Consider the following 19,144-nt stretch of genomic DNA (forward strand, 5'->3'; position numbering starts at 1 on the left):
TCTCCTTATCTTTTTAGTACTTTCGCAGAAAAATAGGTTCCTCTTGAAAACATTCTTCGCGAATAAACTGATGAATCATTTGAAAAATCGTTTCAATAGCATGCGTTTCATGGGCCAAAACACGAATAACCAATCCAGGGATCATAGGGATGGACCAGCCAAGGTGTACAGAAGCAGGAAAACGCGCTGCCATCGATTCAAATTTTTGAAGAAGATCCTTTGTCATAAAAGGGCTAATCACAAAAAGAGAACCAAAATGAGTATATCCTTCCATCTGAAGAATTCCTGTCATCCCTGTGCTTGTCTCTAAATAGAGATGATCAAACAACTTTAAATTGTCCTCATAATATATCTTTAATTTAGAGCGGATCCAATCGTAGCGAAATAGTTCACCGCTTTCTGACCACCCCGGCGTAATAATATCTCCATAAATGAAAGTAGAACTTTCTTTCATATAAACGGTCATTTCTTGATAAAATTGAGCTTTTTCATAAGCAATGACTGGATCGGGAAAAAATTCGAGCACACTTTGATCATCCAAGTAAACTGACGTATATTGTTGTACCGGCACCTTGACTGTCTTATATATTTTCGTTGCCGATTGGGTGGTGGCAATCAGATGTGCTCCTTCTTGCAACATTATTTCCGTTTTATATCGATCTCCGTCTACATACCCTCCCCCTACATGAATCAAGTAAATCGTCGGCTGAGACGGATGAAGGTATACCGGCCGGGTCAACTTCAACGCTCCTTCATAATAGCAATCGGAAATAACTGTACGGCCGTTTTTCTCCACGGCCGTACACTGCAACAGTCCTGACCAGCTCATTCTTCTAACCCTACCAACATCACTTGTTTTTTAATCCACTCTACTACTTCCGCTAATCCAATTTCTTCTTTTAAATTGGTGAAAATAACCGGTTTTGTTCCGCGCGCCGCTTTTGCATCGCGCTCCATCACTTCTAAACTTGCTCCTACATAAGGGGCGAGGTCGATTTTATTAATAACCAACAAGTCGGATTTAATCATTCCTTGTCCACCTTTGCGCGGAATTTTTTCCCCTTGCGCTACATCAATCACATAAATAGAGAAATCAACGAGCTCCGGACTGAATGTGGCGGCCAAATTATCGCCGCCGCTTTCGATAAAAATAATTTCTACATCTGGGTGACGTTCTTTTAACTCGTCAATCGCCGCAAAATTCATCGAAGCATCCTCACGAATGGCGGTATGCGGACATCCTCCGGTCTCCACGCCAATAATCCGATCTTCCGGCAGCACACTATGTTTCACTAAAAACTGCGCATCTTCTTTTGTATATATATCATTTGTTACTACTGCCAGGCTGAATTCACGATGCAACGCCCGAATAAGCTTTTCGACAAGCATCGTCTTTCCCGCACCGACCGGTCCGCCGATTCCTATTCTTACTGGTTCCATCTCCATTTCATCTCCTTTTCAAAAAATTAAGACATAAATAAGCGAACGGAAAGTTGTTCGTGCTGCATTTGCGCAATTTCCAATCCCGGCGCTGCAGCTCCTAACTCCTCTTCTGTTAACGTATGGATCTTCTGTACCGCTTTTATCAAATGCGGCTGCATGGAAACGAGCAACCGCTGCCCATCGGTCTGGCCGAGCGGAATACCGCGAACCGCGTTTTGAACAAGTGCTTGAACAGAAGTATACAAATATGATAAAACCGTCGTATCTTTTGGAATTTCCAAATGATAGCAAACTATGGCGAAAACAAGTGCAGGATGCATATACCCGCGTTTCTTTTTATCATCATTCCATATGTCAAAAGGATAGATTTCACGGCAAATTTTCCACATTCGTTCCCCGATCATCCGCGTTCCTTCTCTTGTTTCTCTCGCCAGGCAAAGCGCAGCCAACATTTCATTTAACCGCCATACATCCTCTTTCGATTTTTCCTCTAAAAAATCGTACGTTAACCGGCACGCCAGGCCATCGGTATACGTCAGTTGCGTTTGAATATAAGCACATAGCGCATCGCGAAACGTTTCATAGTTATTGATTTTTTCATTGGAAATATACGTTTCAAAACCAAAGGAATGAGAAAATGCTCCAGAAGGAAAGTTCGAATCACACAGCTGCAATAAAGGCAACAGCTTATCCATCATGGCGATGACCGATATAACGAAATGCTTGTTTTACTTTTCGTTTTTCCCGCTGATACGGGATATGTAATTGTTTTAGCAGCTCTTCTACTAAGTAGTCATATTGAACGAGCATTTCCTCCCCTTCGAATTGAGCAGGCAAATGACGATTCCCAAGCTGATGCGCAATTTCTCCCATTTGTTTCATCGATGTGGGCCGAATGACAAGCAAATCATCAGGCAGCACGCTCACAACAATCATATTTTTCTCATCCATAAATAAGATATCGCCATCGGTTAATTCCTTTGTTTCTTTTAAACGAATCCCTAATTCTCTGCCATGATCGGTAACAACGCGCTGAATTCGTTTTACTAAATCATCGCTACTTAAATATACCCGCTCTATATGCGGAGGTAATCGGTCTAACATTCCAATATTTCCGACTATTTTTTCTACAATCATTTTCTTATCACCTCAAAATAAAAAATATCGCTGCGCCATTGGAACAACTTCGGCTGGTTCACACGTAATAAGGGTTCCGTCGACTTTTACCTCATAAGTTTGCGGGTCGACATCAATCTTTGGCATCGCATTGTTATACGCCATGTCTTTTTTCGACAAGCTGCGAATGTGCTCTACCGGTTGAATTGTTTTTTGCAAATTCAATTTCTGTGGGATTCCAAGCTCAAAAGCTGCTTTCGATACAAATGTAATAGAAGTGCTATATAAGGCTTTTCCATAACTTGCAAACATCGGCCGATACATGACCGGCTGCGGAGTCGGAATGCTGGCATTAGGATCTCCCATTACGCTATAGGCAATCATTCCCCCTTTCAAAACAAGTTCCGGTTTTACGCCAAAAAATGCAGGATGCCAAACGACTAAATCGGCTAATTTGCCCACTTCGATCGATCCGACGTACTTCGCAATCCCATGGGTAAGCGCCGGATTAATCGTATATTTGGCAATGTAACGCTTTACTCGAAAATTATCGCCCCCTCCTTTTTCTTCTGGCAGTCTTCCAAATTGCTTTTTCATCTTATCCGCTGTTTGCCATGTACGCAAAATCACTTCTCCGACGCGTCCCATCGCTTGCGAATCGGAGCTGATCATGCTAAAAACGCCTAAATCATGGAGAATATCTTCCGCCGCGATCGTTTCTTTACGAATGCGGGAATCCGCAAAGGCAATATCTTCGGGAACAGACGGGTCTAAATGATGGCAAACCATCAACATGTCTAAATGCTCATCTAACGTATTTTTTGTATAAGGTCGCGTTGGGTTTGTAGAAGAAGGCAATATATTAGGAAAACTCGCTACTTTAATAATATCTGGCGCATGCCCCCCGCCCGCTCCTTCCGTATGATATGTGTGAATGACACGCCCGTTAATCGCCCGTAACGTATCTTCGACAAATCCCCCTTCATTCAGCGTATCGGTATGAATCGCCACTTGCACATCATATTCGTCCGCGACCTGCAAACTGGCATCAATGGCCGCCGCTGTTGTCCCCCAATCTTCATGAAGCTTTAAGCCAATGGCTCCTGCGCGAATTTGCTCCGCTAACGGCTCTTTCGCCGATGCATTGCCTTTTCCTAAAAATCCAAAGTTCATCGGAAACGCTTCGGCCGCTTCCAACATGCGGTGGATGTTCCATTCCCCGGGGGTACACGTCGTCGCATTTGTGCCTGTCGCCGGTCCGGTTCCTCCTCCGATCATTGTCGTAATTCCCGATGACAAGGCCGTTTCGATTTGTTGCGGACAAATAAAGTGAATATGGGCGTCAATTCCTCCTGCGGTGACAATTTTCCCCTCCGCCGCAATAATTTCCGTCGCTGCTCCGATTGTTATATTAACCCCATCCATCAACAACGGATTGCCCGCTTTCCCGATGGCGGCAATCTTCCCGTCTTTAATCCCAATATCTGCTTTATAAATTCCCGTGTAATCCACAATGATTGCATTCGTAAGCACTAAATCCATCGATTCAGAACGTGTGGCAAGCGGGTGTTGCCCCATTCCATCGCGAATGACTTTTCCGCCGCCAAATTTCACTTCATCGCCATAAACGGTAAAGTCCTGTTCGATCTCAATCCATAAATCGGTATCCGCTAAACGAACACAATCACCTGTTGTCGGTCCAAACATATCCGCATATTGTTTTCGCGACATTTGAAAACTCACAAAATTACTCCCCTTTCTTGTCTTGGTCAAGCGGGCCGTTGACAAAATTATTCAATCCGTAAACACAACGTTTCCCAGAAAAAGGGACAAGCTCCACTTGCTTTGCATCCCCTGGTTCAAAGCGCACCGCTGTTCCTGCAGGAATATTTAAATGCTTTCCAAACGCCGCTTGGCGGTCAAATTCAAGAAACGAGTTGACTTCAAAAAAGTGAAAGTGAGATCCGACTTGAATCGGACGATCCCCTCGATTTTTCACGGTAATTTTTGTAATCGGTTTATTTTGATTACAGACAATCATTTTTTGTTTTAACAAATATTCCCCTGGTATCATAATCCGCCTCCCCCTTTTTAACGAATCGGATGATGAACCGTAACAAGCTTCGTGCCATCAGGAAATGTAGCTTCCACTTGTATGTCTTCGATCATTTCCGGAACTCCTTCCATCACATCATCACGGGTTAAAATCGTTGTCCCATATTGCATTAGCTCTGCCACTGTACGTCCATCGCGCGCGCCTTCCAAAATTTCATATGTAATTAAAGCGACTGCTTCAGGATAATTTAGCTTTAACCCTCTCTCTTTGCGGCGGCGTGCAAGATCTGCGGCTACGACAATAAGCAGCTTCTCTTGTTCGCGAGCGGTTAGTTTCAATGTTCCCTCCATCCTTCCTATGCATTTTAAACTGTTAAGAACCGTTGAATGTCATTCATATTCGTTTCGCTGACATGCCCCTGTGCTACAACGGCGCCGCGATCAAAAATGTAAAAGTAGTCAGCGCATGAAAAAGCCAAATCTAAGCTATGCTCGACAAGGACAATGCCAACCATTTTTTCTTTTGCAATTTTGACAATGACATCACGAATAAGCTGTACTATAGATGGTTGAATTCCTTCCATCGGCTCATCAAGCAAAAGCAATTTTGGCTGCCCAATAAGCGCACGGGCAATGGCAAGCTGTTGCTGCTGCCCGCCGCTTAAATCTCCCCCTTTTCTATGCAGCATTTCTTTTAATATAGGAAATAACTCATAAATTTCTTCTAAAATCCGTGATTGATTGACTTTCTTAGGAAGCGCCTCAAACCCTAGCAATAAATTTTCTTCCACCGTTAACGCAGAAAAGATTTCCCTTCCTTGTGGAACATAGCCAATCCCCTTTCTTACTCTCTCTTCAGGCGATAATGAGGTAATATCTTCATGCTCCCATTCGATTTTGCCGGCAATCGGTTTGATTAACCCGATGATGCTTTTGATGAGCGTGGTTTTTCCGACGCCATTTCGCCCAAGCACCGCCGTAACAGCACCTTTTGAAACTTGGATGCTTACATTTTCCAATACAACACTTTGTCCATATCCGGCTGTAACGTTTTGAACGCTTAACACGCCTTCTCCTCCCTTCCCAAATAAACTTCTACAACTTTTTCATTTTGCTGAATGTCCTCCATTGTCCCCTCGCATAATACTTTCCCTTCATGCATGACCGTAACTTGTTTGGAAAAACGCCGCACAAAATCCATATCATGCTCCACAATGACGACAGCACAGTTGCGCGCGATTTCATGGATCAACTCTCCTGTTCGTTCCCGTTCGGCTTCGCTCATTCCAGCAATCGGCTCATCAAGCAGCAGCAGCTGAGGAAATTGGATAAGCTGCATTCCAATTTCCAGCCACTGCTTTTGGCCGTGTGAAAGAGAACCAGCCTTTTGATCGGCATAATCTAATAATTGGATGCGTTGCAGTAGTGCGATGATAGTATCCCGCTCTTCTCGCGACAACTTTGCTCGTAGAGTAGCAAACAATCCGCGATCTTGTTTTAAAGCCAGCTCCATATTCTCCCATACCGTCAACTGATGAAAAATCGATGGGCTTTGAAATTTTCGCGAAATGCCAAGCTGTACAATTTTGTGCTCCGGCATTTTGGTAATATCGTGTGAGTAAAATAACACTTTACCGCTGCACGCTCTTGTTTTTCCGCAGATCACATCTAGCAGCGTCGTCTTTCCCGCTCCGTTTGGTCCGATTAAAAATCGTACTTCGTGCGGATAAACTTCAAGATTTACCCCTTGCAATGCGTGAAATCCATCAAAATCCACCGACACTTCGCGACACATGAGAACCGGCTTCATTTTTTCTCCCCTCCCATTGTCTTTTTCTTTGCCTAAAAGACTGATATACACCTACAAGTCCGTTTGGCAAAAACATGACCATACCGATAAATAATCCTCCTAAAAACAGCAACCATATATCAGGATAATTTTCGCTAAAAAAGCTTTTCGCACTGTTCGTAACAATAGCACCTATAACAGCCCCAATTAACGAACTCCTTCCTCCGACAGCAACCCATAACACCATTTCAATCGAAGGAATAATTCCCATCATAGCCGGAGAGATCAGTCCTACTTGCAAAACAAACATTACGCCTGCCAGCGCAGCAAAAGCCGCGGAAAGACTATACACAAACACCTTGTACGTTGTTGGATTAAAACCTAAAAAGCGGACCCTATTTTCACTATCCCGGATGGCTACAAGCACCCGGCCAAATCGACTCATCGTTAACCAACGGGAGAAAAGGAAAATGAACAAAAGCAAAGCAACAGTGAACAAATAAAGAATAATTTGGGTAAGAGGAGAAGATAAAGAAAAACCAAAAACGGTAGAAAAATTCGTTAATCCATTCGTTCCTCCTGTCCATTCCTGCTTTCCGATGAACAACGTAACAAAAACAACAACAACAGCTTGCGATAATAAAGAAAAATAGACTCCTTTAATCCGATTTTTAAACGTAAAATAACTCAGAAATGCTGCTAAAAGCACCGGGATGATGATGGCGGAAGAAATAGCAAATAGGGGATGTTCAAACGGTTTCCAAAACCACGGGAGCTGGTTTACACCGCTCCATTCCATAAAATCAGGTAAACGCCCCTGCGAAGACTCTAATTTTAAATACATTGCCATACAGTAAGCTCCTAAACCAAAGTACACACCATGACCTAAACTTAAAATCCCTGTATAGCCCCAAATCAAAGAAATCCCTATCGCAATCATGGCAAAGCAGAGAAATTTTCCGAGCAACGATAAGCGAAATTCGGTTAAATAAAACGGTGCTGCAAACAAAGCAAGGAAAAACAGCCAATAAAGCCAGCCTTTTTTTGTCATCTTTGACACCCCTTAATCGAGTGATCTTGTTTTCACACTGACAAGCCCCGAAGGCTTCCATTGCAAAAAGGCGATAATAAGCACAAAAATAATCACTTTTGCCATCGTCGCACTTGTCGAATACTCCATCAACGTGCTAACTAATCCGATTCCAATCGCTCCCAACATCGTACCGATTAGTTTCCCCACCCCTCCTAAAATGACAACCATGAACGCATCGACAATATAATATGTTCCAATCGTCGGACCAATCGGACCGAGCAATGTCAGCGCACAGCCCGCTAAACCGGCAAAGCCGGAACCAATGGCAAAAGCATATGCATCGACTTTTCGAGTCGAAATCCCAAGACAAGAAGCCATATCCCGATTTAACGTGACCGCCCTCATTCTTCGGCCGGCTGGCGTTTTGTTTAAATAAACATAAAGGGCAAAAATGGATAGGGTGACAAATGCTAAAATAAACAGCCGTTTGTACGGAAAAACCATTCCCGCAACGCGAATCCCTCCATCTAACCATCGAGGAGGAAGCACCGCTACATTTGGCGCACCAAAAATCGTTCGCGCAACTTGCTGCAAAATCAAGCTAACTCCCCATGTCGCCAATAAACTATCCAACGGACGATGATACAAATGCCGAATTAATACTTTTTCTAATCCCCAGCCAAGGAGAGCCGAAACAAAAAAGGCGACAGGAATGGCGACGAAGAAATAATATCCCATGGATTGCGGCGCATACTTGGCAAATATTTGTTGAACGACGTACGTCATGTACGCTCCCGCCATTATCAATTCGCCATGAGCCATGTTGATGACACCCATTAGTCCAAAGGTAATCGCCAGCCCTATAGCAACAAAAAGCAAAATCGAACCTAAGCTGAAACCGTTAAAAATTTGCGTAATGACTGCGGACAACAAAGCCTCCTCCTTTCTTGGAAATGGAAAGGAGCCTAAACTCCTTTCCACAACTGATGTTTTTCGTTTAATTTAAATTTTTCGCCCATGGATAGCTTTTTAAGTAAGGATCTGGCTTGATCGCCTTTCCGGAATTCCATAGTTCCTTAAACTGTCCATTTGGCTGGATTTCTCCTATTCTCACAATCTTCCATGTGTGTTGCGTTTCTCCATCGATTTTTACCGTTCCGCCAGGCGCTTTATACTCAATGCCATCCGCGGCTTTTTTCACCTTATCGACATCAAAAGAGCCTGCTTTTTTCACTGCTTCCGCCCATAAATGAACAGCAAAATATGCTGCCTCAATCGGGTCGTCGGTAACCCGATCTTTCCCATACTTCTCTTTATATTTTTCTACAAACACTTTGTTTTCCGGTGTGTTCGTTGACTGGAAATAATTCCAAACAGCAAGATGACCTGCTAATACATCACCGCCAATTCCGCGAATTTCTTCTTCTGCGATGCTGACAGACATAACAGTTAAATCTTTCGCCGTAATTCCGGCATCTTTCAATTGCTTAAAGAAAGCGACATTGCTGTCCCCATTTAACGTATTAAACACTACATCCGGCTTCACTTCTTTAATTTTGCTAATAATCGTGCTATAATCCGTATGGCCAAGCGGAGTATATTCTTCGCCTACCAATTGTCCGCCCTCTGCCTTTAATTGAGCTTTAATAATTTTATTTGCGGTGCGCGGAAACACATAATCCGAGCCAAGCAAGAAAAATTTCTTTCCTCTATTTTTTAGCAGCCAACTTACCGCTGGAACGATTTGCTGATTGGTTGTGGCGCCTGTATAAAAAATATTTGGTGAAGACTCCATCCCTTCGTACTGTACAGGATACCAAAGCAAACCATTATTTTGCTCTACGACAGGAAGCATTGCTTTTCGGCTTGCTGATGTCCATCCTCCAAAGATCGCCACCACTTTGTCTTTCTGCAACAATTTTTTCGCCTTTTCTGCAAATGTTGGCCAATCGGACGCACCATCCTCAATCACAGGTTTAATTTTTTTTCCTAGCAGACCGCCTGATTCATTAATCTCTTCGATTGCCATTAACTCCGCATCACGCAACGATACCTCGCTAATTGCCATCGTGCCGCTCAGTGAATGGAGAATGCCTACTTTGACCGTATCACCCGTTTCCGATGTACTTGTTTCTTTCGTGTTTTCTTTCACCTCATCGACTGCCGATGATGCAGCACATCCACTTAATACAAACACAAACGCACATAAAAGCAAGACTAACAGTTTAAAAGCTTTCCATTCCAATCTCTTCATGTAAACACTCCTTACAAGATTCTAATTATTTGTGATATAATTAGAATCAGGCATACCGTTGCACATATGATGCCTGATTTTCTGAAAGCTTCTCATGGCCGTGAGAAGCTTTTTTTCTTCCCTCCTTCCCTAAAAATGTAATATTACATAACATAAAATGTAATATTTATATACAAAATTATACACATCTCCCTCATTTAAGCAAGATAAAAATCTAAAAATATAATATATTTCGATTTTTATGTTACGAATTCTTACATGAAACTTAGCAAAAAAACGTCAGGACTTTTTATAGCAAGTTCCTGACGTTTTTTCTTCTATACTCAAATCACTAAGTTCAACAATACAATCAATAAAAACGCAACCACGGAAATAATCGTCTCCATCACAGTCCATGTCATCAACGTTTCTTTGACGGTCATGCCGAAATACTCTTTAATCATCCAGAAGCCCGAGTCGTTGACGTGCGATAGAATGAGAGACCCAGCTCCCGTCGCTAATACGAGCAACTCCATATTCGTACCAGGCATGCTAGCGGCAATCGGGGCGACGATGCCGGCCGCTGTCATCATCGATACGGTCGCCGAGCCGGTTGCGATCCGAATGAGCGCGGCGATTCCCCATCCTAATAGGAGCGGAGACAGATGGGAATGCTTCGCTAAATCGGCAATTTGCTCGCCAATGCCCGAGTCAAGCAACACTTTATTAAACGCTCCGCCAGCGCCGATAACTAGTAAAATATTCGCAACTGGACCAAGGCAGTCGTTCGCAAATTTTAACACTTTATCGCGGTTGAATCCGCTCGCATACCCAAGGCTGAAGAACGAATAAATCGTTGCGATTAACAGCGCGACGATCGGATCCCCGATAAAGCGCAATACTTTCGATGTTTCTGACGTTTGGTCCAACGTTACATTGGCAACAGAAGCGATTAACATCAAAATAACAGGAAGTAAAATGGTGAATAATGTGTTTCCGAAGCCAGGCAAATCTTTCGTTTCTTTATGCTGCACAAGCTGCTCGGCGATTTCTGCCGGCACTTTTTTATACATGCGTGACCCGATCCATTTTCCAAACAGCGGACCGGCGATAATGGCTGTCGGCAGTCCGACAATAATCGAGTAAAGAATCGTCATTCCAACGTCTGCTTTAAATATACCGACTGCGGCCATCGCTGCTGGGTGCGGCGGCACCAGCCCATGCACGACCGACAATCCGGCAACGAGCGGAATTCCAATCGTCACGAGCGAAATCCCCGTCTCCATCGCAATCGTAAATACAAGCGGAATGAGCAGGACGAATCCTACTTGGAAAAATACCGGAATACCTACTAAAAAGGCAACGACCATCATCGCCCAATGGACGCGTTTTTGGCCGAAACGGTTAATCAATGTTTTCGCAATCCGTTCGGCGCCTCCGGACTCTGCCATCATTTTTCCAAGCATCGTCCCGAGCGCCAAAACAATTGCTAAAAAGCCAAGCGTGTTGCCAAGACCTGCTTTAATCGAATCAATAATTCCCGGCGTTTCCGGCGACGGCGCGATCAGCGGCATGCCCATCGCAAGCCCGACACCAACGGATGTTAAAATTAAAGCGACAAACGGATGCATTTTCGCAGCCGTAATCAGCAGCAATAATACAACAATCGCTGCAACGACAATCACAATTCCCATTTTCCATTCCCCCTCTGTTGTGCTTGATGTAAACTAAACCGATTTAGTAACCAAAACATAGCTATCCATTTCTGCGCTGGAAAGAAGCAATCACATCAAACTCGTCTTTCAATCGTTCATACAACCACGTATACATATCAAATAATTCGGAATAAATGAGCGTATTTTCCGTATTCGGTTCATGACGGGCGGTAATATGAATCCACGTTTTCACCGTATCAAGCGACGGAATATCGCCAAGCGCATACAGCGCCAATGCCGCCGCGCCTAACGCGGACGCCTCATGCGTTTCTGGAACGAGCAGCTCTTTTCCCATCATATCGGCAAGCATTTGCCGCCAAAATGGCGATTTGGCAAAGCCGCCCGATACGCGGATTTCCGAAAGTGGACCTGTTACATCACGAATCGCCAGGGCAACGGAAAAGATGCTCATGCATACCCCTTCCATCACCGCGCGAATAAAATGTTCCCGCTTATGATGAAGGCTGATGCCAAAAAACGTGCCTCTGGCGTTTGCATTCCAGTACGGCGCCCGTTCCCCGGATAAAAATGGGAGAAACAGCAATCCTTCTGCCCCTGCCGGAACTCGCTCCGCATATTTTGTCAACAAATCATACGGATCGATGCCAAGCCTTTTCGCCACTTCGCGTTCCTGGCCGCCAAATTCATCGCGCAGCCACCGCAGCAAAATCCCCCCGTTATTCGTCGGTCCCCCGACGACCCAATGGTTTGGCGTCAGGGCATAACAAAACGTTCTTCCTTTTTCATCCGTTTTTTGCACGGAGGAAATCGTCCGCACTGCGCCGCTTGTTCCGATCGTAATCGCCGCTTCGCCCGGCAAAATCGCGCCAACGCCGATGTTGGCAAGCACCCCGTCACTCGCGCCGACGACAACCGGTACATCCAGGTCAAGCCCCATTTGTTCGGCCCATTCTTTTTTCATGCCCCGCAATACATGCGTTGTCGGCACTAAACTAGATAACTGCGCCCTCGTAATGCCTAGAAGTTGAAGCACATCCGCATCCCAATCAAGCGTATCCAAGCGAAACAGCCCGGTTGCCGAAGCGATCGAATAGTCGACGACATACTGACCATATAACCGGTACAAGATGTATTCTTTAATGGACACAAACTTATGCGCCTGCCGGAATATATCTGGCTGCTCTTCCTTCAGCCAAAGCAGTTTCGGAAGCGGTGACATCGGATGAATCGGCGTGCCAGTCCGCTTATAAATAGCCAATCCGTTCCGTTCCCGTAAAAGACGGTCCGCTTGTCCGACGCTGCGGTTATCGGCCCAGATGATACAGCGGGTAAGCGGGCGACCCGACGCATCAAGCGCCATTAGCGAATGCATCGCCGCACTAAAGCCGATCGCTTTCACTTGATGTGGAGCAAGACGCGATTTGATGATGACAGCGTTTACAGTTTGGACAACGGCGGAGAAAATCTCCTCGGGATCTTGTTCCGCCCAACTTGGATGCGGCTGGATGATTGGATAATCCACTGCATGGGAGGAGAGTACCTGCCCGCGTTCACCAAACGCCACCGCTTTCGTGCTTGTCGTGCCGATATCGACACCAATGACTACTTTATTGTCTGCTGTCATTGTTGTTCCCTCTTTCCAATCATATTTGCCGGACGGATTTCCGCTCGATCAATGTAGGCGGAAAGCGAAAAATTTGCGGCTTGTGTTTTTGTTTCTTGGCAATCTGCATAAACAAACGCTCTGCAGCTTTTTTCCCCATCGCAAAAGTTGGCTGGGCAATGGTCGTTAACGTTGGCGTATAAATATCGGCAAACGGAACATCGTCAATGCTGATCAACGCCAAATCATCAGGCACATGGATGCCGTTGTTCTTGACGAAATGCAAAATCTCCATCAATGTCAAATCGTTAATCGCAAACAGCGCTTGCGGCGGACGGCCTGAAGCAAACAGCTTTGCTAGTTCACTCTGAATGGAGGAAATTTCGGCCGCGACAAAATAATCAGCGATAACTGGAAGCCCTTTTTCCGTTAGCGCCTGCCGAAATCCTTCAATCCGCTCCACCCTTGGAACAACATGGGAAACAAGCGGAGGAGCGACGACGCCGATGCGCTCGTAACCGTTACTAGCCAAATATTCCACTGCCATAGCGGCCGCACGTTTGTTATCAAGCAAAATAGCATCCGCTTCAATCCTTGGAACCATCCGGTCGACAAACACAAGTGGAAAGTGTTCCTCCACTAGCCGTTGATATACATCCTCGTTTTTCCCCGTCGTAAAAACAATCAAGCCATCCACTTGTTTGGCAAGCAGCATGTCAATATATTTTTTCTCTTTTTCCGGATCGTCATCGGAATTGCAGACGATGACATGAAAACCGCGCTCTTGGCACGCTTCTTCGATGGCATGCAAGACTTGGATCGTCAGCATATGCAAAATATTAAAGACAATGACTCCGATGGTTGCTGTTGTTTTCTGCTTTAAGCTGCGGGCGATAATATTCGGTTGATATCCTAGCTCTTCAATTGCCCGAGCAATTCGTTTTCTCGTTTCCTCACTCATATATTCATAGCGTTTATTCAAATATTGCGATACCGTACTTTTCGAGACGTTGGCCAATTTCGCGACATCGGCCATCGTTACTTTCTTCAAAGGGATCCCTCTTTCATTACTAAATCGATTTAGTATTTATAAACGGTTTCATAAACCGGTTTAGTAGAATTATAAAACAAATTGAAAGCGTTTTACAACTATTTTTTAGAGAAAAACTTGCTGCCAAACGTTGTTAATAAATCGTTTTTATGACCATGATAAGAGTACATACTACTGTTGAAGGAGGAAGCAAACTTGAAAAACATTGGCCAAAAAATTGTCAGTTTTGCGTTAATTGGTTCCCTCGCAGCTGGATCTTTTGCCCTTGCTGCACGCGAGGAAGCAAAAAGAGTGAAAAAACAAGAGCCGATTAAAAATGTCATTATGATGGTAATGGATGGGACAAGCGCAGGAGCTACGACATTAGCAAGATGGTACAAAGGCGAACCACTCGCTTTAGACGAAATGGCAAGCGGCGCTGTCCGTACGTACTCAGCGGAATCGGCGATTACCGACTCCGCTTCAGCGGCAACAGCGATGGCTACCGGACTCAAATCAAACGATAAGTATATCGGGATCCTCCCGAGTGTTGTCAATTCACCTGGATTACAGCCGATTCCGAAAGAAGAAGCGCTCAAGCCGGTAGCCAATGTACTCGAAGGAGCCGAATTAATGGGAAAAGCAACGGGAATTATCGCCACGGCGGCTATTCAACATGCGACACCAGCTGGTTTCTCCGCTCATGTTCCGCACCGAAGCTTGTTTCCGGATATCGCTGAACAGCAAGTATATCAAGACATCGAAGTCGTCCTAGGCGGAGGAAAGGATGCATTGCTTCCTGGAAGCAAAACAAACAACCGAAAAGACAACGAAAACATGCTAGAAGTCATTAAGAAAAAAGGATATGACGTCGTGGAAACGCGCGATGAGCTGCTTCGCTCCAAATCCGATAAAATTTGGGGAGCATTTGCTGATGACGCGCTTGCGCAAGACATGAACCGTCCATATATGAGACCAAACGAGCCGACATTAGCGGAAATGACAAAAAAAGCAATTGATACACTTTCAAAAGATAAAGATGGCTTTTTCCTTTTTGTTGAAGGAAGCCAAGGCGATTGGGCCGCTCATGCGAACGATCCTGTCGGCATCATCAGCGAAGTGTTAGCGTTTGACAAAGCGGTCAAAGAAGCGCTTTCCTTTGCGAAAAAACGCAACGACACGCTTGTGATTGCCGTAGCCGACCACGGCAACAGTGGCATTACGATCGGCAACCGCAACACCGATCAAACATACCCTAAAACTCCAGTTTCCGCATATATTGAACCGCTGAAAAAAGCGAAAATGACGCTAGACGGCGCGATGAGCCAATTAAAGCCGGACAAATCAAACCTAAAAGAAGTCGCTCGTTTGTATGGATTAGATTCATTAACAGCCGAAGAGAAGAAAAGATTAAGCGAATCAACGGATCTTCGCAAAACATTTACGGAATTGCTGGCCGCGCGCGCTAATCTCGGATTTACGACAGGCGGACATACGGGCGAAGATGTATTTCTCTACACTTACGGTCCGAACCGACCGATTGGCACATTTGAAAATACGGATTTAGCCCGCATCATGGCAAAAGCGATGGGCTTTGACTTAAATGATTTAAATAAACGGTTATTTGTCAACGCCAAAAAAGAATTCGAAGCAATCGGGGCAACCGTAACGATTGACCAAACGGACGTACAAAATCCTGTCTTCATCGTAAAGAAAGGAAACACGGCGGCGAAACTTCCTGTGAACAAAAACTTGATGATCATCGGGAACAAAACATACGAGTTAGAAGGACTTGTCGTTTACAGTAGGGACCAGTTCTGGGTTCCAAAGCAAGCGATCAAGCTTTTTCAACAAATCCGATAACATTGCAAAAGGCGCGAAACAATCACTCGCGCCTTTCGTTATGATTTTTAGAATAAAATCTTGGAAAGATACACGATCATCGTCACTGTCACCGAACTAAGCAGCGTTGACACAAATACCGCCTGAGCGGCATAATCCGGATGGTGACCGTATTCGAGTGCATAAAGCGCGGTGTTTCTCGAACAAGGATACGAACTTGCGATCAATAAAGCTTGAGCGGTCACTCCTTCAAGATGCAAGGCGAAAATAATCAAAGCGGCAACCGCCGGTGAAAGAAGGAGACGGCTAAACACACTCACATACAACAGCGGCGGCAGCTGTTTCAGATTAATATAAGCCACTTGCGCTCCTAGCGTCAGTAAAGCAATGGCCAAAAATGCATTGGCGACATTTTGAAGAGGATTCCAAATAAACGATGGAACCGGAATGTGCAACGACCGAAGCAGCAATCCAAGCAACAGTGCATATATAATCGGGTTTTTTAAAAATTCTGCCGTCACTTTCCCTTTCTTTTGACTAGCAGATAAAAAATTAAACACACCGTATGTATTTGTAAGAAAATTTTGGGAAATAGTCACGACAATTTGAATCGACAGCCCTAACGGCTGCTGGTGAAAGACAAGCTGGCTGACGGGGATGCCGAAATTGCCGGAATTGTTGAGGACAATCGTATTTTGGAACGTCGCCGCTAAACTGCGGTCCAGCTTCATTAATTTTGCCATGACCGTGCTAATGACAATTAACGCTCCATTTTGCAGCAGTAAAAACGCGAGTACGTCCAACAGAACATCACCGTTAATGTTACTTTCATAAATATTTGCAAACCCAACAGCCGGCAATAACACAAAGACATTTAATTTGGACAAGGTATTCATATCAAAATGGAAAATACGATGCAAAAGCGCCCCAAGGCCGACAAGAAAAAATACTGGCAGTAGCACATGGAGTAAAATAAGAAGAAAAATATCCACTTCCCCTCCTCCTATCTTTTTAGCTTATAAATTCGTTCCGGCCTTCCTACCGAGCCGTACGAAATATCGGCCGTCACTTGGGAAATCGAAACAAGATATTCTAAATAGCGCCGTGATGTCGTCCGGCTTGCGCCGATCCGTTTGCCTACTTCTTCCGCCGTAATGCCGTCTTTACACTGCTTTACCACCGCCAGCACCTTCTCTAATGTCAGTGGCTGGATGCCCTTCGGCAATGAATCATCCGCGTCGCTTGTGGTCTGTTCGCGGCCGATTAACTGATCGATATCCTCCTGTCCGATTAATTCTTTTCCTTTCATCAGTTCGTGCATTTTATGATGGTATTCTTTATATCTCACCAGCGTTTCGGTAAACCGTTCGAGCATAATCGGTTTGATAATATAGTCAAATACTCCGCCATGCATCGCTTGCTTCAAGGTGTCAATTTCTCTTGCCGCGGTGATCATAATAATATCTATATTGATAAAATGCTCACGAATCCATTTTAAAAACGCAAGTCCATTCATATCAGGAAAATAAATATCAAGCAAGACTAAATCCGGCTGCAACACTTCCACCAGTTCTTTTCCTTCCTGCTCGTTAGTGGCGATTCCGATCACTTCATAGCCTTCCACCTTTTCGACAAAACGGCGGTTAATCTCGGCAATACGTTTATCGTCTTCGACAATGAGCACTTGAATATTGCGAGCCATCATCAACCCTCCGTTGTTTTGGAATGATGATCGTAAAGACAGTTCCTTTTCCCTGTTCCGATTGATAAGTAATATGACCGCCAAGCACCGTCAGCGATTTTTTCACCAAATCAAGGCCATAGCCGCGATGGGCAGCCGCTTTCGTCGAAAAACCACGTTCAAATATTTGATCGGCTATTTCCGCTTGAATGCCTGGTCCGTTATCTTCCACTTCAATAATTAAATCGTCGCCAAGATCAGTTAAAAATACGGTCACTCTCTTTTCTTCGCATCCGTTGTGCAATACCGCTTCCATTGCGTTATCCACAATATTGCCGATAATAGTCAAAAGGTGATCGCGATCCAAATGCTTTGGAATATCTTTAAAGCTGCTTTGCCGGTCAATATCAAACTGAATCTTTAATTCATTTGCGCGGTTAAATTTGCCGATGAACAGCCCTCCAATAATAGGATCAGGGATTTCTTTCATCACAAAACGAACGATGTCCTGATGAAGATTGGTTTCTTTAGAAATGAGTTCTAACGCCTCTTCATATGATTCAAGCTGAATGAGTCCGGAAATGACATACAATTTGTTGGAAAACTCATGCGTTTGCGCCCGCAGCGCGTCAGCGTAGCTTTTTAGTTGGGAAAGCTCCTTCGTCAAACGATATAGTTCCGACTTATTGCGGAACGTCGATACGGCGCCGATCACCTTTCCTGCTTTATCCTTAATCGGAATGCGATTGGTAATCACGGTCTCTTCGCCTAATATCATCTCATCGTCATATTCCGCCGTTCCCGTTCGAATCACTTCAAGCAGTCGGGAATGGGGAATAATATGCAAAATATATTTCCCTAATACATCCTGCTCCTTTTCATATCCAAGCAAAGTCATCGCCGTTTTGTTGATCATCGTAATAATTCCTTCCTGATTCACGGCAATAATTCCTTCACGAATCGCCTCTAAAATCGCCTGTTTCTCTTGATATAACAGTCCGATTTCTTTTGGCTCCAATCCGTGAATGGATTTTTTTACTGTTTTTGCAATGCCAACTGCTCCAATAATCCCTAACAAGAGCGCAAGGATAGAAAAGAAAAAAATTTTTACGTTATATGACCAAACGATGTCCTCAATGTCTTCAAGCAAAAACCCTACCGATACAATGCCGATGACATTTCCTTGCTCATCGAAAATCGGCGCTTTTCCGCGTATCGCCGGACCGAGCGAACCGACCGCTTCCGAAATAATCGCTTTTCCCTCAAGCACCTCTTCATTATCTCCGCCCACCATCTTCTTTCCAATCCGGTCTGGAAGCGGATGGGCATAACGAATTCCTTGTCTATTTCCAACCACGACATACTCCGCGCCGGTTTTGTGGCGAATCATTTCTGCGAACGGCTGAATTTGTCGGTGCGGGTCCGGCTGCCTAAAAGCGTCCTTGACTAACGGCGTAGCAGCCACCGTTTCCGCTACGTTCAGCGCGCGCATTCCGATCTGTTCTTTTAGCGTGGCGGCAAACATGTGCTGAAACAAAAAGGAAAGAAAAACGATGACAAATAAAAGCAAGGAACAAATAATGATAATGAGCCGCGTTTGGAGCTTCATGCTATCTCCCCTTAATGGAAAATAGAGAAAGACT

The 19,144-nt window shown here is 44.6% G+C and carries 19 protein-coding genes; 1 reads left to right on the forward strand and 18 read right to left on the reverse strand.

The features are described 5' to 3' along the window. Positions 1–13: 13 nt before the first annotated feature. From AC1WMD_RS08700 to AC1WMD_RS08770, 15 genes are all read right to left on the reverse strand, one after another. A complete protein-coding gene (locus tag AC1WMD_RS08700) occupies positions 14–829 on the reverse strand; it encodes an urease accessory protein UreD (protein WP_494256779.1) in 816 nt (271 codons plus the stop codon). Then, positions 826–1,440, reverse strand: coding sequence for an urease accessory protein UreG (gene ureG / locus AC1WMD_RS08705; RefSeq protein ID WP_043904462.1), 615 nt, complete (start codon positions 1,438–1,440; stop codon positions 826–828). Before ureG ends, AC1WMD_RS08700 begins: the two co-directional genes overlap by 4 nt. 26 nt (positions 1,441–1,466) lie before the next feature. Beyond that, positions 1,467–2,138 carry an urease accessory protein UreF gene (locus AC1WMD_RS08710; RefSeq protein WP_043906529.1) on the reverse strand — a complete coding sequence of 224 codons (672 nt, stop codon included), beginning with the start codon at positions 2,136–2,138 and terminating at the stop codon, positions 1,467–1,469. Continuing rightward, positions 2,131–2,580, reverse strand: coding sequence for an urease accessory protein UreE (gene ureE / locus AC1WMD_RS08715; protein WP_494256780.1), 450 nt, complete (start codon positions 2,578–2,580; stop codon positions 2,131–2,133). The genes AC1WMD_RS08710 and ureE overlap by 8 nt, the downstream gene beginning before the upstream one ends. 12 nt (positions 2,581–2,592) lie before the next feature. After that, complete coding sequence (ureC, locus tag AC1WMD_RS08720) at positions 2,593–4,302, reverse strand: urease subunit alpha (protein ID WP_494256782.1); 1,710 nt, start codon at positions 4,300–4,302, stop codon at positions 2,593–2,595. Positions 4,303–4,306: 4 nt separating this feature from the next. Next, positions 4,307–4,633: an urease subunit beta gene (locus tag AC1WMD_RS08725; RefSeq protein ID WP_494256783.1), complete on the reverse strand. Its 327-nt coding sequence runs from the start codon at positions 4,631–4,633 to the stop codon at positions 4,307–4,309. Between the two features lie 17 nt (positions 4,634–4,650). Continuing rightward, positions 4,651–4,953 (reverse strand): urease subunit gamma, encoded by a 303-nt coding sequence (locus tag AC1WMD_RS08730; protein WP_017437337.1) that lies wholly within the window; start codon positions 4,951–4,953, stop codon positions 4,651–4,653. Between the two features lie 26 nt (positions 4,954–4,979). Beyond that, positions 4,980–5,681, reverse strand: a complete 702-nt coding sequence (urtE, locus tag AC1WMD_RS08735; protein ID WP_494256784.1) for an urea ABC transporter ATP-binding subunit UrtE — start codon at positions 5,679–5,681, stop codon at positions 4,980–4,982. Continuing rightward, positions 5,675–6,424 (reverse strand): urea ABC transporter ATP-binding protein UrtD, encoded by a 750-nt coding sequence (gene urtD, locus AC1WMD_RS08740; protein WP_494256786.1) that lies wholly within the window; start codon positions 6,422–6,424, stop codon positions 5,675–5,677. The genes urtE and urtD overlap by 7 nt, the downstream gene beginning before the upstream one ends. Then, complete coding sequence (gene urtC / locus AC1WMD_RS08745; RefSeq protein WP_494256787.1) at positions 6,381–7,454, reverse strand: urea ABC transporter permease subunit UrtC; 1,074 nt, start codon at positions 7,452–7,454, stop codon at positions 6,381–6,383. The genes urtD and urtC overlap by 44 nt, the downstream gene beginning before the upstream one ends. A gap of 12 nt (positions 7,455–7,466) precedes the next feature. Then, positions 7,467–8,366, reverse strand: coding sequence for an urea ABC transporter permease subunit UrtB (gene urtB / locus AC1WMD_RS08750; RefSeq protein WP_494256789.1), 900 nt, complete (start codon positions 8,364–8,366; stop codon positions 7,467–7,469). Between the two features lie 67 nt (positions 8,367–8,433). Next, a complete protein-coding gene (gene urtA, locus AC1WMD_RS08755) occupies positions 8,434–9,690 on the reverse strand; it encodes an urea ABC transporter substrate-binding protein (RefSeq protein ID WP_043904454.1) in 1,257 nt (418 codons plus the stop codon). Positions 9,691–10,013: 323 nt separating this feature from the next. After that, positions 10,014–11,363, reverse strand: a complete 1,350-nt coding sequence (locus tag AC1WMD_RS08760; protein ID WP_043904453.1) for a GntP family permease — start codon at positions 11,361–11,363, stop codon at positions 10,014–10,016. 61 nt (positions 11,364–11,424) lie between these two features. Next, the gene (gntK, locus tag AC1WMD_RS08765) at positions 11,425–12,969 is read right to left on the reverse strand and encodes a gluconokinase (protein WP_494256790.1); all 1,545 of its coding nucleotides are present in this window, start codon (positions 12,967–12,969) and stop codon (positions 11,425–11,427) included. A 19-nt stretch (positions 12,970–12,988) separates the two neighbouring features. Next, positions 12,989–13,999 carry a LacI family DNA-binding transcriptional regulator gene (locus AC1WMD_RS08770; RefSeq protein WP_043904451.1) on the reverse strand — a complete coding sequence of 337 codons (1,011 nt, stop codon included), beginning with the start codon at positions 13,997–13,999 and terminating at the stop codon, positions 12,989–12,991. A gap of 195 nt (positions 14,000–14,194) precedes the next feature. On the opposite strand from AC1WMD_RS08770, the gene AC1WMD_RS08775 reads away from it, so the two are divergent. Next, positions 14,195–15,841 carry an alkaline phosphatase gene (locus AC1WMD_RS08775; RefSeq protein ID WP_494256792.1) on the forward strand — a complete coding sequence of 549 codons (1,647 nt, stop codon included), beginning with the start codon at positions 14,195–14,197 and terminating at the stop codon, positions 15,839–15,841. 47 nt (positions 15,842–15,888) lie between these two features. On the opposite strand, the gene AC1WMD_RS08780 is transcribed toward AC1WMD_RS08775, so the two are convergent. The 3 genes from AC1WMD_RS08780 to AC1WMD_RS08790 are packed head-to-tail and all read right to left on the reverse strand — an operon-like array spanning position 15,889 to position 19,110. Further along, positions 15,889–16,812, reverse strand: coding sequence for an AEC family transporter (locus AC1WMD_RS08780; RefSeq protein WP_494256794.1), 924 nt, complete (start codon positions 16,810–16,812; stop codon positions 15,889–15,891). An 11-nt stretch (positions 16,813–16,823) separates the two neighbouring features. Beyond that, positions 16,824–17,522, reverse strand: coding sequence for a response regulator (locus AC1WMD_RS08785; RefSeq protein ID WP_043904448.1), 699 nt, complete (start codon positions 17,520–17,522; stop codon positions 16,824–16,826). After that, positions 17,482–19,110, reverse strand: a complete 1,629-nt coding sequence (locus AC1WMD_RS08790; protein WP_043904447.1) for an ATP-binding protein — start codon at positions 19,108–19,110, stop codon at positions 17,482–17,484. Before AC1WMD_RS08790 ends, AC1WMD_RS08785 begins: the two co-directional genes overlap by 41 nt. Between the last annotated feature and the right edge of the window lie 34 nt (positions 19,111–19,144).

It is taken from the genome of Parageobacillus sp. NEAU-HV-2 (genome assembly GCF_059115485.1).

Excerpts from the sequence above, each read along its gene's own strand:
- urtC (WP_494256787.1), bottom strand. The coding sequence starts at position 7,454 with ATGACAAAAAAAGGCTGGCTTTATTGGCTGTTTTTCCTTGCTTTGTTT.
- ureG (WP_043904462.1), bottom strand. The coding sequence starts at position 1,440 with ATGGAACCAGTAAGAATAGGAATCGGCGGACCGGTCGGTGCGGGAAAG.
- urtD (WP_494256786.1), bottom strand. The coding sequence starts at position 6,424 with ATGAAGCCGGTTCTCATGTGTCGCGAAGTGTCGGTGGATTTTGATGGA.
- ureE (WP_494256780.1), bottom strand. The coding sequence starts at position 2,580 with ATGATTGTAGAAAAAATAGTCGGAAATATTGGAATGTTAGACCGATTA.
- AC1WMD_RS08725 (WP_494256783.1), bottom strand. The coding sequence starts at position 4,633 with ATGATACCAGGGGAATATTTGTTAAAACAAAAAATGATTGTCTGTAAT.
- AC1WMD_RS08790 (WP_043904447.1), bottom strand. The coding sequence starts at position 19,110 with ATGAAGCTCCAAACGCGGCTCATTATCATTATTTGTTCCTTGCTTTTA.
- urtA (WP_043904454.1), bottom strand. The coding sequence starts at position 9,690 with ATGAAGAGATTGGAATGGAAAGCTTTTAAACTGTTAGTCTTGCTTTTA.
- AC1WMD_RS08785 (WP_043904448.1), bottom strand. The coding sequence starts at position 17,522 with ATGGCTCGCAATATTCAAGTGCTCATTGTCGAAGACGATAAACGTATT.
- AC1WMD_RS08760 (WP_043904453.1), bottom strand. The coding sequence starts at position 11,363 with ATGGGAATTGTGATTGTCGTTGCAGCGATTGTTGTATTATTGCTGCTG.
- gntK (WP_494256790.1), bottom strand. The coding sequence starts at position 12,969 with ATGACAGCAGACAATAAAGTAGTCATTGGTGTCGATATCGGCACGACA.
- AC1WMD_RS08710 (WP_043906529.1), bottom strand. The coding sequence starts at position 2,138 with ATGGATAAGCTGTTGCCTTTATTGCAGCTGTGTGATTCGAACTTTCCT.
- AC1WMD_RS08700 (WP_494256779.1), bottom strand. The coding sequence starts at position 829 with ATGAGCTGGTCAGGACTGTTGCAGTGTACGGCCGTGGAGAAAAACGGC.